The following is a 14,258-nucleotide window of genomic DNA, read 5'->3' on the forward strand; positions in this document are numbered from 1 at the left end:
CCGTCCGGCGGGTGTGCGACCCTGTCCGGCGTGCGATTCCTCATGCGTCTGCATCCTCTGGACTGGCTCGCCGCCGGGCTGCTCGCCTGTGGCCTGGTGTGCGTGGCCACGGGGCTGCTGCCGACCGCGCCCGCCGGGGAGGCGATGGCGCGCATCGGGCCGTTGCTGGTCTTCCTGGCGACGGTCATCGTGATGGCCGAACTGACCGGCCGGGCCGAGGTGTTCGACGCGGTGGCGTCCTGGGTGGCCCGGACCGGGAAGGGGAGCTATCCGCGACTCTTCGGGCTGTGTGTGCTCTTCGCGTCGGCCACCACCATCGCGCTGAATCTGGACACCACGGCGGTGCTGCTGACGCCGGTGATGCTGGCGTTGGCCGGGCGGGTGGGCATCGCGACGGTGCCGCTGGCCATGACGACGGTCTGGCTCGCCAACACCGCGAGCCTGCTGCTGCCGGTCTCGAACCTGACGAACCTGTTGGCGTCGAACCGGGTCGGCCTCTCCCCCACCGAGATGGCCGCCACGATGGGCCTGCCCCAACTGGCCGCCATCGCCGTGACGATGGGGTGCCTGTGGGGCTTCTACTGGCGGCGCGGCCGGCGGGGTGCCGACGCGTATGTGCCGCCCGAGCGGCGGGCGCCGGCCGATCCGGTGCTGTTCCGGGTGTGCGCGGTGGCGTGTGCGGGCTTCCTGGTGGCGATCCTCGTCGCGGACGTGCCGCTGTGGTCGGCGTCGCTGACCACGATGCTGATCGTGGTGGTCGCGTTCGCGGTGCGGCGCCCGGCGGAGCTGCGGTTGTCGCTGGTGCCGTGGCGGCTGCTGGTGCTGGTGCCGGGCATGTTCCTGGTCGTCGAGACGGTGGACGCGCACGGGCTGCACGCGCTGCTGACCGCGGCGATCGGGCCGGACGGCGGCGTCGGCGGGATGCTGCGCTCGGCCGGCGTGGGCGCGGGCTTGTCCAACGTCCTCAACAACCTGCCGGTGTACATGGCGGGCGAGGCGGCGGTGCCGGTCGGCAACCACCACCAGTTGCTGGCGCTGCTGATCGGCACCAACGTCGGCCCGCTGGTGACGCCGTGGGCGTCGCTGGCGACGCTGCTGTGGTTCGAGCGGTGCCGCGGCCAGGGCACGGTGATCCCGCTGCGGCGCTTCATGGGGACGGGGTTCGTGCTGGCCGTGACGGCGACGCTGGCGGCGACGCTGGCGCTGGCGGCGAGCTGAACCGCCGCCCCCTCAGGGGCTGTCGGCCCCGCTCAGCGCGTCCGCGCGCGGGCGACCACGTCGAGCAGATAGGTCAGGGTGTCGCCGCGGGCGGCGACGAAGCTGCGGTCGGTGTCCGGTCCTGCGGAGCTCACCGTGAAGGGAGCGCCGGTCAGCGTGCGGAACTCCACGCCGGTCTCGGTGGCGAGCAGGGCTCCCGCGGGGAAGTCGATGCCCTCCGCGCGGTAGCCGACGAAGCCGTCGATCGCGCCGCGCGCCAGCATGCTCCAGCCCAGCAGCGGCGCCCAGAGCTGGAGCGTCCGCCGGGTGCGGCACTCCAGTTGGCCCCGCAGTCCCGCGGCCACCGGATCGGCCCGGCCCACCGCGTGGCCCTGGGTCCAGGCCACCACCGGTCCGCTGCGCGGCACCGCGCCGGGCGGCCCCGGCAGCCGGTCGACGCCGCAGGACGCGCCCTGGCCGCGGACGGCCCGCCAGGTGGAGCCGGTGACCGGTTCGTGCACCACGCCGACGACCGGCGCGCCGTCCACGCACAGCCCGATGCCCACGGCGTACGCGGTCAGGCCGATGGCGACGTTGTTGCTGCCGTCGAGCGGATCGACCAGCCAGGTGCGGCGGCCGACGGCGTCGAGCAGGCCGGCCTCCTCGGACAGGATCCGGTCGTGCGGGTAGTGGGTCTGGAGGCGGGCGAGGATGAGCTTCTCCGCGGCCAGGTCGAGGTCCATGAGGACGTCGCCCTCGGCGTCCTTGACGCGCACCGTGCGCGCCGCGCCGAAGCGGCAGCGCAGCAGGGCCCCCGCCTCCTCGGCCGCGGCGACGGCCACCCGCGTCTCGCCCGCGTACGGTGCGGCGTCCCGGTCACTCGCGCTGCTCGGCATGGATCCTCCTGAGTGCTGTGCGGACGGTCCGTTCGGTGTGTTCCGCACCGCACAGCCGGCGCACCGTCGTGTGGCCGCGGCCGTGCAGGGGACCCAGGGAGAGGTCGGTGTGGCCGGGCAGCGACCGGCCGAGCACCAGGGTGGCGGCGGGCTGGCCGCGCGTGACGACGGTGGCGTGGAACTCCCCGGCCGGCAGGCTGTAGGTCTCACCGGTGCCGCTGGAGGCGGCGGGGCCCGGCCGGCAGTGCACCAGACGGGAGGTGGGCCGCAGTTCGTCGACGCCCGAGGGGGCGCTGAGCACCTCGAAGACCCGGTGGGTGGGGGTGCGCGCCTCGTCCGTCACGGCGACCGGGAGGTTGCCGACCCGGCCGTAGAGGACGTAGCTGCGCAGCTCCCAACTGTGGGCGTGCATCGGGGAGGCGGTGGGGTCGGCGGGGGTGTCGGTGCCGAAGAGATGGACGCAGACGCCGCGGGCGCCGTCGCGGACGAGCGGCAGGCACAGGAAGCCGAGCGGGTGGTGGACCGCGCGTAACTCCCGTTTGCCGCAGGCGATGTCCTCCAGGACGCCGGTCACGCTGGCGCGGGGTGCCTCCCGCGGGGTGCCGGGCCGGAGCAGTCGGTCGAGCGTGTCGTAGTCCATGAGCCGCGCCGAGGCGTCTCACCTCCGGTAGGGGTCCTCAGCGTGCAGGGCTTTGTCGACGATCTCGGCGACGTCGGCGTCGCTGAACACCGCGGGAAGGGGGAGGTCGACGTCGTCGAAGACCGCGCGGACCTCGTCGACGGTCGGCTCGTCGCCCAGGGGGGCGACGCCGCGCAGGTCGAGGCGGACGGCCTGTTCGCGGCTCTGGTGCAGCTCGGTGACGTAGTAGTCGTAGAGCGGTTGGTCGCGACCGACCAGGAGGTTGACGCGGTTCGGGTCGTCCTGGGTGATGATCAGGCAGGACTCGGAGAGGTCGAAGCGGAGGGTGGGGACGCCCGAGGAGAGGTGGACGCTGATCTCCAGGGTGTCGAGCCGCTGGCGGAACCAGCAGGCGGCCAGGACCGTGGCGTACGCCTCCTTGCGGGTGCGGTCGGCGGTCCATCGCTGTGCCGCACCGTCGTTGTGGCGGTGGGCGAAGGTCTGGCGGAAGCGGGCGTAGGCGGCGCAGGTGCCCTCGTCCGCCGGGTTGATGATGTCTATCTTGATGCTGAGTTGGGCGCGCTGGCGGGTGGCGGCCTCGATGCACCGGGGCAGCGTGACGGCGCGCAGGTAGGTGCCGGTGCCGCCCTTGAAGTACCAGCGGTTGGTCTGTGCGCGGGCCCGTTCCAGCGCGTCGCCGACCTGGTGTCCCGAGAGGGAGCGGACCATCGCGAGGTCCTCCAGGGCGCGACGGGTGTCCGCGGACGCGGCGTGGATGTCGGTCCTGCGGCGGCCCCGCTCCGTCAACAAGCCGACCGCGAGCGTGCCGAGCACCAGCAGCGTCGCGCCGGACGACACCTTGTCGCTGATCACGTCGCTGAAGACGTGCAACACGCCGATGGTCAGGCCGAGTCCCACGGCGACGATCCCGTCGAGGTTCCTGATCACCCAGGCGACGCCGAACTCCACCCGCCCCACACGCTGTGCCACGTCGATTCCCCTTCCCCGTTTCCTGGCATCGTAGGAGTAAGTGCAGTGCTCTGGCCAGGGCTGCCAGTCACCCGCAAGATCCTTGCCTGGTCCGGGAGTTGCCGCGCCTCGCATTCCCTCAGGTCGCCCTGTTGGGGCTCATCGCCGGCCCGCGGAACGTCCGGCGGAAAGCCCCGGCAGTCGGCCGGCGGACCCGTGGGCACCCGCCGGCCGCATCCTCCACCCCGCGCAGCTCACCAGCGGTCGATACCCATCGTCCTGGCCGCGTCGTGGATCGCGTTGTAGTGCGGGATCGACATATCCGACTTCTTGTCCTTCGGCGGCAGATGCCGGTCCGTCTGCCGGAACTCGTCACGCGCCGCGGCCAGCAGGCTGGTGCCGTGGCCCACCGGCACGTCCTTCTTTCCGTGCACGGGGTGGGACTTGGCCGCCGTCTGGCTGCCGGCCTGCGCCAGGATGCTGCGGGCCTGGTTGTAGGCGGCGGCGCTGACCCGCTGCGGGTTGGCCAGCGCCGTGTGCGCACCCGTGGCCGGCCGGGCACTCTCCGCGCTCACGGCCGCGGAAGCCGGGAGCACGGCGACGGCGAGCGCTCCGGCGGCCAGCGCCGCCACCACACCGGTGCGGACGAGGGACTTCATGCGGTGCTCCTTGGTTCGGTAAGACGATCCCGGTGATCGCCGGGGAGCCTTCCTAGCACCTCCACGTGCCCAACAGCCCGAAACTGACGCGGAATTCATACCCAGACGGCATCCGGGGAACGTTCGGGCGGTGCGGCGCAGTACGCCGACGCGCGACGCCTTCCATCCACTCAGCCCCGCCGACCCCACTGCCCCCTCCCGCCTCAAAAATACCCCCCGGGGTACTCGTGCTACGGTCGATACATACCCCCCGGGGTAATTTTCACCGGAAGCTGGAAGGAAGTGCCGCGTGTTCTTCGTCGACACGATCGAGGTGGCCGGACTCGGCAACCGCAGTTACCTGGCCGGAGGCGAGCGGACGGCGGTGGCGGTCGACCCGCCGCGCGACATCGACCAGGTGCTCGCGGCGGCCGCGCGGCGCGGGGTGCGGATATCCCACGTCGTCGAGACGCATCTGCACAACGACTACGTCACCGGTGGGCTGGAGCTGTCCCGCATCACGGGCGCCGCCTACCTCGTCCCCGCCGGGGCCCGCGTCTCCTACGCACACGTGCCCGTGCACGACGGCGACCGCCACGAGGTCGACGCCGCGGCCGACCTGGCGCTGCGCGCGCTGGCCACGCCCGGGCACACCCCGCACCACACCTCCTACGCGCTGGAGCAGAACGGCCTGGCCGTCGCGGTGTTCACCGGCGGCTCGCTGCTGATCGGCACGGTGGGCCGGCCCGACCTGGTCGAACCCCGGCTGACCGAACGCCTCGCCCGGGCCCAGCACGCCTCGGCCCACCGGCTGGCCGCCGAGCTGCCGGACGACGCGGCGGTGCTGCCCACGCACGGCTTCGGCAGCTTCTGCTCCGCCGGTCGGACGGCGGGCGAGTCCACCACGATCGGCAGGGAGCGGGCCTCCAACGCGGCCCTCACGCGCGACGTCGACGCCTTCGTCGCCGATCTGCTCGCCGGCCTGGACGACATTCCCGCGTACTACACGCACATGGGCCCGACCAACGCCACCGGCCCGGCGCCCGTCGACCTGACCCCGCCCGCCGTCGCCGACGGCGAGGAGATCGCCGCCCGGCTGGCCGCCGGGGAGTGGGTGGTGGACCTCCGCAACCGGGTCGCCTTCGCCGAGGGCCACGTGGCGGGTTCGGTCAACTTCGAGGCCGAGGGGCAGCTCGCCACCTACCTGGCCTGGCTGCTGCCGTGGGGCAAGCCGGTGACCCTGCTCGCCGAGTCGCCCGAACAACTGGCCGCCGCACAGCGCGAGTTGGTCCGGGTCGGGATCGACCGCCCGGCCGCCGCGGCCACCGGGGCAGCCGCGCACTGGGTTCGACGGGGCGAGGCCCCGGCCTCCTTCCCGCGGGCCACCTTCGCCGACCTCGCCGCCCGTCGCCCGCCCGGCATCGTGGTCCTGGACGTCCGCCGGAACGCCGAGCGGGCGGGTGGCCACCTTGCGGAGTCGGTCCACATCCCGCTCCATGACCTGCACCACCGTCTCCACGAGGTTCCGGAAGGCCAGGTGTGGGTGCACTGCGCCGGCGGCATGCGCGCCGCCATCGCCGCCTCCCTGCTGGACGCCGCGGGGCGCGACGTCGTCGCCGTCGACGACCCCCTCGACGCGGCCGAGCAGGCCGGGCTGCTCATGGCCCGCACGCGCTGATGGCGGCCACCGCAGGTCTTCGGAGCGGGAACGGGACCGCCCCATGAGTGCCGTGATACTCGCCCTGATCGCCGGCGCCGTCATCGGCCTGGCGCTCGGAGCGCTCGGGGGTGGTGGCAGCGTGCTCGCCGTCCCCGCCCTGATCTACCTGCTGGGGTTCACCCCCGTCGCCGCCACCACCGCCAGCCTCGTGATCGTCACCGCCACCTCCGCCACCGCCCTGGCCGCGCACACCCGCGACGGGAACGTCCGCTGGCGCACGGGGCTGCTGTTCGCGGCCGCCGGGGTCGGCCCGGCGATGCTGGGCGGCGCGCTGGTCGGGCGCCTCCCGGCGAGCGCGCTGACCGTGGCCTTCGCCGTGATCGCGGCCGCCGCCGCGATCCGCATGCTCACGGCCCGCGGTTCGGCGGAGCGCACCGTCCGCGTACGGCCGGGTCGGGCGGCTGCCGCCGGCGCCGGCCTGGGCACGGTCACCGGCCTGCTCGGCGTCGGAGGCGGCTTCCTCGCGGTCCCCGCGCTGGTCAACGTCCTCGGCATGCGGATGCGGGCGGCCGTGGGCACCAGCCTGCTCGTCATCACCGTCAACTCGCTGGCTGCCCTGGCGATGCGCGCCGGTACGGCCGACGGCCTGGACTGGTCCGTCATAGGGCCGTTCGCCGGAGCGGCGATCCTGGGCGCCTGGGACGGCAAGCGCCTGTCGGCGAAGCTGTCCGGGCCCGCCCTTCAACGGGTGTTCGCGCTCGTCCTGTTGGCGGTGGCCGGCGTCATGCTGGTGGACGCGGTGGTTTGATGTCCGCTCGATGCGGAACGTCTCATGCCAGTGAAAGAAACAGCTTTTCCAGCCGCGCGCGCATCGCCTCGGTGTCCTCACCGTTCTTACGACCCGACTCGATGTCGGTCACGCACTGCTGCAAGCCGGTGGCGATGATCGCGAAGCCGGCCCGGTCGAGGGCGCGCGAAGCGGCCGCCAACTGCGTGATGACGTCCTCGCAGTCCCGACCCTCCTCGATCATCCGGATCACACCGGAGATCTGACCCTGCGCCCGCCGCAGCCGGTTCAGCACGGCCCGCAGGGACGCACCCTCAAGATCCAGTTCCACGATCACTCCTCGAAAAATACCCCTAGGGGTACTGTACGCCCCGGTTCGGGACGACGACGACCGACAAGGATCACCACTGCCATGACCGCTCCCCTCACCCTCGACGTCCACCAGGCCCGCGCCCGGTTGGCCGACCTCACCATCATCGACGTCCGCACCCCCGGCGAATACGCCTCCGGCCACCTGCCCGGAGCCCTCAACGTCCCGCTGGACCAGATCCGTCGCGCCGCGCCCGAACTCCGGCACGCGGCCGACCGGGGCGACGTTCTCCTGGTGTGCGCCTCCGGCAACCGCTCGGAGAACGCCTGCCGCCTCCTCGCCGAACAGGGCATCACCGCGACCAACCTCACCGGCGGCACCACCGCTTGGGCCGCCGAGGGCCACGCACTGCACCGGCCCGCCGCCTGCGACACCCGCGCCTCCTGGGGCATGGAGCGCCAAGTACGCCTCACCGCAGGCATGTTGGTGCTCCTCGGCCTGCTCCTCGGCCTGCTGGTGCACCCGGCCTTCCAGCTCCTCTCGGCCGGCATCGCGGGCGGCCTCGTCTTCTCCGCCCTCACCAACACCTGTGGCATGGCCGTCCTGCTGGCCAAGCTCCCGCACAACCGCCCCCGCACAACCGACCTCGCCACGACGCTCGCCACACTCCGCCACGGCTGACGACCGGCACCCACACTCGCTCTCACCCGCCGGGCGGGCCCACCCCCACGCCCCGCCCGGCGTACGCGGACTCGGTGACCCACCTCGCCGAGCACCACGGCCGCACGCTCCGCCTCCCGCTTGCGTAGCCGCACGGCTGCTCCGACGACTGGGGCGAGGAACCCAGCGATCCGTCCGTCAGGACACCCACGGCCTGACACACCATCAACGACTTCCCGCGCAGGCCAAGACGCGCACTCCTGAACGGGGTTGAGCACCCCCGATCGGTCATACCTCCCGTAGGCGATCACCGACCCCGAACACCCAACCTGGCGCCCTGACAAGGAAGTTCAAGGCCCATACCCTCCGATGTTTTCGTGAGTCCTCACGGGCCCGCCTGCTCGCGTGTGCGCACCACGCGCCACCGGCGGGCACTCCGCAGGTCTGGTCGGTGCTTGGCCTGGGGCGCGTTGGGCTGACCGCGCTGGGCGTTGATATTGCGGACGCCGACGTGGGCGGCGGGGCTACGCTGACCCGATGATCGAGGACGGGGCCACGGACAGGGGCAGCGTGACCACGGTGCGGCGGGTCGGCGAAACGATCCGCCGGCCGGTCGGCGCATGGACGCCTGCGGTGCACGCGTTGTTGACCCACCTGGAATCGGTGGGCTTCACCCGGGCTCCGCGCGTCCTCGGCATCGACGGCGTCGAAGGCACCGACGAGGTGCTGTCCCTGCTGCACGGCGAACCGGCGTTCACGCCCTGGCCGGCGGCCCTGCGGTCGACCGCCGGAGTCGGCGAACTGGGGTCCTGGCTGCGCGACTACCACGACGCCGTCCGGGGCTTTTGGCCGCCGGCCGGCGCGCGTTGGCGGGGCCAGGAGTGCGAGTGGCGGCCCGGCATGGTCATTCGGCACGGCGACCTCGGCCCGTGGAACTCCATCTGGCACGGCGACCGGCTGACCGGATTCATCGACTGGGACTTCGCAGCGCCCGGCCGTGCCCTCGACAACCTCGCCCAACTCGCCTGGTACGCCGTGCCGTTGCGCCCCGTCGAACAGCAGCGGAGGGCATCGATCGGCGGTGAACACACCCTGCGCAGCCGCCTCAACGCGCTGTGCGCCGCCTACGGGGCACGCCCGGCAGCGGTTCTCGACGCGCTGGAGGTCGTCCAGTCGCGCGAGGCCGAACGCATCGAACGGCACGGCCGCCGCGGCCACGAGCCATGGGCGTCGTTTCTCGCCCGCGGCGATGCGGCCGAGATGAGGGCCGAGCGCAGCTGGCTCCGATCGCGACGGACGGTTCTCCTCGGTGGTGCTGACGAGCCACCAGGCGGGTAGTTCGGTCCGGGTGGCTCAGTCGGCTGGTCCGCGGCGGCGACGTAGCAGGGAACGGGCCACGAGCGCGAGGGCGACCAGGCCCAGGGCGATGAGCAGGTAGGTCGAATAGCGGTCGATCCCGGTGTAGATCGTGGTGATGTGGTCGCCGGCCGTGTAACCGACGCCCGCCCACAGGCCGACCCACAGGACCGCCCCGAGCGCGTTGAAGACGAGGAAGCGCGGCCAGGGCATCTTGGAGGTGCCGGCGATGATGCCGTTGAGCTGGCGCAGTCCTTCGAAGAAGCGCGCGACGGTGACGACCTTCCCGCCGTGGCGGGTGAAGAACTGCTCGGCCTTCTCGTACCGTTCGGGCGGGAGGAGGACGTACTTGCCGTAGCGCTGCACCAGCGCCTGTCCCCCGGTGCGGCCGATGAGGTAGCCGACGTTGTCGCCGAGGACGGCGGCGACGATGCCGATGGCGACGACGAGGGCGATGTGGAGATGGCCGGCGCCCGCGTACACCGCCGCGGCGATCAGGATCGTCTCCCCCGGCGAGGGGACACCGAAGTCCTCGACGAAGATCAGGACGCCCACGGCCAAGTAGCCCCAGTCGTCCAGGATCGGCGCGAGGTGACCGAGCACTCCGGGCAGCGGCGGCGCACTCATGCGGGTCTCGTTCCTTCCGCGGGGTGGCGGGATCCGGTTGTCATGCGGCTTTGTCCGGACCGAGCGCCGGGGGGGCGATGCCGTTCAGGGTATTGCCGCAGCGGCGCGGGACGGGCCCGCGCCGCGGATGCGGAGATAGTCGGTGTCGATGGGGCGCCGCCGACTCCCCCGAGGGGGAGTCGGCGGCGCTCCGGTGTGGTGACCGTCTCTCCTCTCCTATGCCGCTTGGAGGGCGAGTGTCGGGGAGAGGCGGGCGGCGCGGACCGCCGGGTACAGGCCGGCCACCGTCCCGATGAACAGGGTGGCGGCGAAACCGCCCCCGACCGCCCACGGAGGGACCACCCAGGGCATGCCGCCCGTGACGGCGAACGCATAGGTGGCCGCGGAGCCGAGCGCCACGCCGGCCAGCCCACCGAGGCCGGAGAGCAGCAGTGACTCGGTGACGAACTGGATGCGGATCTGGCCGCGGGTGGCGCCCAGGGAGCGGCGCAGGCCGATCTCGTGACGGCGTTCCAACACCGAGATGATCATGGTGTTGGCCACCCCGACGCCGCCGACCAACAGTGCCACGCCGCCCAGCCCGAGCAGCAGGCTGTCGAACGCGCCCTCCGTCGCGGCCTTGGCCTGGAGGGCCGAGGACGGGTTGGAGACCTCGACGTTCTGCGGGTTCTGCGGGTCCGCGGTGCGGGCGAGCAACTTGCGGACCGCCTCGACGGAGGCGTCCGTGGAGCGTTCGTAGATCTTGGTGGGGTGGCCGTCGAAGCCCAGCAGGGTGCCCGCTCCCTGCCAGCCCACCAGGGCGGCGCGTTCGATCTCGGGGGCCAGGGGCAGCGGGTCGAGGATGCCGATGACGGTGAAGTACCGGTTGCCGATGAAGACTTGCTGGCCCGGCGTGGTGATGCCCAGGCGCTGGGCGGCGACGTTGCCGAGCACCACCGAGGGATAGCGCCCGTTCGCCCCGTTGAGCCACGTGCCGGCATGCACCGTCCCGCGCAGGGCCTTCAGCAGGTCCTCGCCGGCGGCCTTCACCGTGAGTCCGCCGGTGTCGCCCTCGGGGATCTTCTCACTGCGCCGGACCGTGGGCTTCAGCTCACCGGTCGCCCCGACGTGTTCGACACCGGGGATCCGGCCGATCATGCCGGGCGCTTCCTTGGGGAGCTTGGTGGCCTGACCGCTGAACATGTCCTGTCCCGGGGCGACCGTCAGCATGTTGGTGCCCAGTTCGTCGAGTTGTCGCAGTAGCTGTTCCTTGCTGGAGGCGGAGATGCCGACCACCGCGATCATCGTGGCGATGCCGATGGCGATGCCCAGTGCGGACAGTACGACCCGCATGGGGCGACTGCGCAGACCCGCCGAGCCGACGTGCAGGACGTCGCGCGGGCCGAGGCGGGCCGGGGTCAGTCGGTCGCGGCGCACGGTGCCTCACCTCCCGACGGCATCGACGCCGGTGCCGGTGACTGCGACGGTGCCGGGGGTTTCCGGTGGGTGTCCTCGACGATCCGGCCGTCGCGGATGCGCACCTGGCGAGGCAGTGCGCCGGCGATCTCGGCGTCGTGGGTGATCACCGCGATGGTGGCGCCTTCGGCGTTGAGGTCGTGCAGCAGCTGCATGACGGCGTCGCCGGAGGCGGAGTCCAGGGCGCCGGTCGGCTCGTCCGCCAGCAGGAGGTCCGGTTCTCCCACCACCGCCCGCGCGATGGCGACCCGCTGTCGCTGCCCGCCGGACAGTTCGTGCGGGCGGTGGCCCATCCTGTCGCCGAGGCCCACGCGCGCCAGGGCCTCCGCCGCGCGCCTGCGGCGCTCGGTGCGTGTCAGGCCGGAGTAGAGCAGGCCCTCGGCGACGTTGTCCTGGGCGCTGACTCCGGCCACGAGGTGGAAGGACTGGAAGACGAAGCCGATGTGCCGGGCCCGCAGCGCGGACAGCCGACGGTCGGTCAGGGTGGCGACGTCGTGGCCCGCGATGGTGACCGTCCCGGCGGTGGGGCGGTCCAGGGTGCCGACGATGTGCAGGAGGGTGGACTTGCCCGAGCCGGACGGGCCGACCAGCGCGAGCAGTTCCCCACGGTCGACGCCGAGGTTCACCCCCTGCAGTGCCGCGACCCCGCCGGGGTACTCCTTGGTGACCTGGTTCAGTTCGACGACGGTGCTCATGCCTTGGGTACTCCGACCTTCATGCCCTCCTTGAGGCCGGACCCGCTGACCTCGACCCTGCCCTGCCCGAACAGGCCGAGTTTGACGGGCACTTCGCGGGCCTTGCCGTCCTCGACGACCTGGACGCCGAAACCGCCGGCCGGCAGTGCGAGCAGCGCGTTGACCGGGACCGTCAGCACGTTCTCGTGCGTCTCGCCCGTGAGGTCGACGGTGACCGGGGCCTGGTCAATGCCCTTGACCCGGCCCGGATCGGTGAAGGTGACCCGCGCGGTGATCTTGGCGGACTGGTCCTGCCCACCACCGCCCTGGTCCTTCTCGTCCGAACTCGCGCTGCGGTCGACGGAGGCGACCTTTCCCTTGACCTTGTCGCCGTTTGGGAGGGTGATCTCCACTCGGGTACCGACCTCGGCAAGCCCGGCGTCGGCGACGTCGAGTTTGATCTGCACCTCGCGCTCGGCGCCGGTGAGCGTCAGGAGCGGACGGCCGGGGCCGGTCTGGTCGCCGACGGCCGCTTCCTTCTTCTTGACCCGCACCGCACTCGGCGCGAAGGCGATCTGGTCCGGGCCCGTCTCGCCGGTCTGCCGCAGACCGTGCGACTTCTGCCAGCGCCTGACGGCGTCCGCGGTCCCGGAGGTGTACTCCTCGTCGACGGTCAGGCCCGCTCCGTAGCCGAGGTCGCGGAGGTTCTGTTTCAACTGTCGGACGTCCGGGCCCTTGTCGCCGGCCTTCAGCTTCCGGTACATGGGGCGCTCGCCGTACATCAGCCGGACCTTTTTCCCGTCGGCCTCGTAGAGCGCCTCGTTGCTCCTGATCACCGCGCCGGTGTCCGGGAGCCAGGTGACCGTTCCCGGAGCCCCGCCGTTGGCCTTGCGTTCCTTGGAATAGCCGAGGGTTCCGTCCACCTGGGTGCGGCTGCTCAGGTCCTGCCGCTGGACCGTGTCGGTCCGCTGCGGCAGACCGTCCGTGCGCTGTTGCCGCCCCGTGGCGTGGTCGGCGTTGGTCGCGACGACCGCCGCCCCGCCCACCAGCGCGCTCGCCACGACCGTCGAGGCGATGACGTACTTGCGGAGGGGCCGCCTGCGTTCACTCGCCGAGCTTGTCATTGCACGCCTTCATGGCCTTGTCCATCTTTTCCTTGCTCACGTCGGGGCCGCCGCCAGCGCGCATGCTGAGCTTGCCGTCCTGCATCTCCGGGTCCGGCATGTCGATGCCTTGTTCGCGCATGCACCGGGCGTGCTTGACCGCCTTGTCGAGCGCCTTCTGCTGTTCCTCCGGACTCATCTCCTTGCCGTTTCCGGCACCGGGCAGGTCCTTGCACGCCTCCTGCGCCTTCTTGAGCGCCTTCTCGTCCTTCACCTCGATGCCCGCGGCCTGTCCCGGCTTGGGCTCCTGCACCTTCAGGCCGTTGTCGCGCAGACACTGACGGTATTCATAGGCTTCGTCCTCCTTCTTGCCGTCGCCGGCGGCGCCGGAGCCCTGCGCGCTGCCGCCCTTCGCCGAGTCGGATGCGCCCCCGGTGCAGCTCACGGCGAACAGCGCCAGCCCCGTCACGAACGCCGCCGCCATGCCGTACCTAAATTCCGCCATGGAATTCCTCCCTGTTCCCGGACCGAAGTCCGACTGCACGGAGGCTCACACGGGCCCGTGTTTCGTTTCTCTCACCGTGGACGTTTACGCCGACGAAACGCCCCTCTCAGGTACATGTGATGACATGCGCGTGTTGGTCGTGGAAGACGAGAAATTCCTGGCGGAGATGGTGGCCGAGGGGCTGCGCCGGGACGCCCTGGCCGTCGATGTTGCCCACGACGGCGCGGAGGCGCTGGAACGGCTGCGCCTGGGCGACTACGACGTGCTCGTCCTGGACCGCGATCTGCCCGGCCTACACGGCGACGAGGTGTGCCGCAGCGTCGTCGAGGCGCGCCTGCTGACCCGGGTGCTGATGCTCACCGCCGCCGGTTCCGTGCGGGAGCGCGTCGAGGGCCTGGGCCTGGGCGCGGACGACTACCTGGCCAAGCCGTTCGCCTACGAGGAGTTGCTGGCCCGCGTCCTGGCCCTGGGGCGCCGGGCCCGGCCCGCCCTCCCGCCCGTGATCGAGCGGGCGGGCATCACCCTGGACACGGCGCGCCGACAGTCCTTCCGCGACGGCCGCTACCTCGCGCTGTCGCGCAAGGAGTTCGGGGTGTTGGAGGTGCTGATGCGCGCCGAGGGCGCCGTCGTCAGCGGCGACGACCTGATCGAGCAGGTGTGGGAGGAGAACACCAGCTATCGCACCAACGCCGTCCGGGTCACCCTGAGCAAGCTGCGCACCAAGCTCGGGGAACCTCCGGTCATCGACACCGTGCCCGGCCACGGCTACCGCATCGGCGGCAGCGCGTGAAACGGCCCGCGC

16 protein-coding genes are annotated in these 14,258 nt (G+C 72.1%); 6 read left to right on the forward strand and 10 right to left on the reverse strand.

The window, feature by feature from the left end; translation table 11 throughout:
* Nucleotides 1–42 precede the first annotated feature (42 nt).
* Nucleotides 43–1,218 (forward strand): SLC13 family permease, encoded by a 1,176-nt coding sequence (locus tag ACIQU6_RS08190; protein ID WP_403480947.1) that lies wholly within the window; start codon nucleotides 43–45, stop codon nucleotides 1,216–1,218.
* Between the two features lie 32 nt (nucleotides 1,219–1,250).
* Here ACIQU6_RS08190 and ACIQU6_RS08195 read toward each other — a convergent pair whose 3' ends face one another.
* The 4 genes from ACIQU6_RS08195 to ACIQU6_RS08210 all read right to left on the reverse strand — a co-directional run bounded on the left by ACIQU6_RS08195 (nucleotide 1,251) and on the right by ACIQU6_RS08210 (nucleotide 4,340).
* A complete protein-coding gene (locus ACIQU6_RS08195) occupies nucleotides 1,251–2,093 on the reverse strand; it encodes an inositol monophosphatase family protein (protein WP_403480813.1) in 843 nt (280 codons plus the stop codon).
* On the reverse strand, nucleotides 2,074–2,733 hold the full coding sequence (locus ACIQU6_RS08200) for a hypothetical protein (RefSeq protein WP_403480814.1): 660 nt from the start codon (nucleotides 2,731–2,733) through the stop codon (nucleotides 2,074–2,076). The genes ACIQU6_RS08195 and ACIQU6_RS08200 overlap by 20 nt, the downstream gene beginning before the upstream one ends.
* Before the next feature lie 18 nt (nucleotides 2,734–2,751).
* Entirely contained in the window at nucleotides 2,752–3,702 is a 951-nt protein-coding gene (locus tag ACIQU6_RS08205; protein WP_403480815.1) for a hypothetical protein, read from the reverse strand.
* A gap of 233 nt (nucleotides 3,703–3,935) precedes the next feature.
* A complete protein-coding gene (locus ACIQU6_RS08210; RefSeq protein WP_403480816.1) occupies nucleotides 3,936–4,340 on the reverse strand; it encodes a hypothetical protein in 405 nt (134 codons plus the stop codon).
* Between the two features lie 289 nt (nucleotides 4,341–4,629).
* Here ACIQU6_RS08210 and ACIQU6_RS08215 point away from each other — a divergent pair, with 289 nt between their 5' ends.
* Together ACIQU6_RS08215 and ACIQU6_RS08220 are read left to right on the forward strand one after the other, a co-directional pair.
* Nucleotides 4,630–5,997, forward strand: a complete 1,368-nt coding sequence (locus ACIQU6_RS08215) for a rhodanese-like domain-containing protein (protein WP_403480817.1) — start codon at nucleotides 4,630–4,632, stop codon at nucleotides 5,995–5,997.
* A gap of 43 nt (nucleotides 5,998–6,040) precedes the next feature.
* The gene (locus ACIQU6_RS08220) at nucleotides 6,041–6,787 is read left to right on the forward strand and encodes a sulfite exporter TauE/SafE family protein (RefSeq protein WP_403480818.1); all 747 of its coding nucleotides are present in this window, start codon (nucleotides 6,041–6,043) and stop codon (nucleotides 6,785–6,787) included.
* Nucleotides 6,788–6,809: 22 nt separating this feature from the next.
* Here ACIQU6_RS08220 and ACIQU6_RS08225 read toward each other — a convergent pair whose 3' ends face one another.
* Entirely contained in the window at nucleotides 6,810–7,097 is a 288-nt protein-coding gene (locus ACIQU6_RS08225; RefSeq protein WP_403480948.1) for a metal-sensitive transcriptional regulator, read from the reverse strand.
* An 81-nt stretch (nucleotides 7,098–7,178) separates the two neighbouring features.
* Here ACIQU6_RS08225 and ACIQU6_RS08230 point away from each other — a divergent pair, with 81 nt between their 5' ends.
* Nucleotides 7,179–7,757 carry a rhodanese-like domain-containing protein gene (locus ACIQU6_RS08230; protein WP_403480819.1) on the forward strand — a complete coding sequence of 193 codons (579 nt, stop codon included), beginning with the start codon at nucleotides 7,179–7,181 and terminating at the stop codon, nucleotides 7,755–7,757.
* A gap of 516 nt (nucleotides 7,758–8,273) precedes the next feature.
* The gene (locus ACIQU6_RS08235; RefSeq protein ID WP_403480820.1) at nucleotides 8,274–9,074 is read left to right on the forward strand and encodes a phosphotransferase; all 801 of its coding nucleotides are present in this window, start codon (nucleotides 8,274–8,276) and stop codon (nucleotides 9,072–9,074) included.
* Nucleotides 9,075–9,089: 15 nt separating this feature from the next.
* On the opposite strand, the gene ACIQU6_RS08240 is transcribed toward ACIQU6_RS08235, so the two are convergent.
* The 5 genes from ACIQU6_RS08240 to ACIQU6_RS08260 all read right to left on the reverse strand — a co-directional run bounded on the left by ACIQU6_RS08240 (nucleotide 9,090) and on the right by ACIQU6_RS08260 (nucleotide 13,456).
* Nucleotides 9,090–9,719, reverse strand: a complete 630-nt coding sequence (locus tag ACIQU6_RS08240) for a DedA family protein (protein WP_403480821.1) — start codon at nucleotides 9,717–9,719, stop codon at nucleotides 9,090–9,092.
* A gap of 216 nt (nucleotides 9,720–9,935) precedes the next feature.
* On the reverse strand, nucleotides 9,936–11,135 hold the full coding sequence (locus ACIQU6_RS08245; RefSeq protein WP_403480822.1) for an ABC transporter permease: 1,200 nt from the start codon (nucleotides 11,133–11,135) through the stop codon (nucleotides 9,936–9,938).
* Complete coding sequence (locus tag ACIQU6_RS08250; protein WP_403480823.1) at nucleotides 11,117–11,869, reverse strand: ABC transporter ATP-binding protein; 753 nt, start codon at nucleotides 11,867–11,869, stop codon at nucleotides 11,117–11,119. The genes ACIQU6_RS08245 and ACIQU6_RS08250 overlap by 19 nt, the downstream gene beginning before the upstream one ends.
* Entirely contained in the window at nucleotides 11,866–12,972 is a 1,107-nt protein-coding gene (locus ACIQU6_RS08255) for a peptidoglycan-binding protein (RefSeq protein ID WP_403480824.1), read from the reverse strand. Before ACIQU6_RS08255 ends, ACIQU6_RS08250 begins: the two co-directional genes overlap by 4 nt.
* A complete protein-coding gene (locus ACIQU6_RS08260; protein ID WP_403480825.1) occupies nucleotides 12,953–13,456 on the reverse strand; it encodes a hypothetical protein in 504 nt (167 codons plus the stop codon). The genes ACIQU6_RS08255 and ACIQU6_RS08260 overlap by 20 nt, the downstream gene beginning before the upstream one ends.
* 124 nt (nucleotides 13,457–13,580) lie before the next feature.
* On the opposite strand from ACIQU6_RS08260, the gene ACIQU6_RS08265 reads away from it, so the two are divergent.
* Nucleotides 13,581–14,246, forward strand: coding sequence for a response regulator transcription factor (locus ACIQU6_RS08265; protein ID WP_403480826.1), 666 nt, complete (start codon nucleotides 13,581–13,583; stop codon nucleotides 14,244–14,246).
* Nucleotides 14,247–14,258: the final 12 nt, after the last annotated feature.

This window comes from Streptomyces sp. NPDC090442, from assembly GCF_044769405.1.
Lineage (GTDB): Bacteria > Actinomycetota > Actinomycetes > Streptomycetales > Streptomycetaceae > Streptomyces.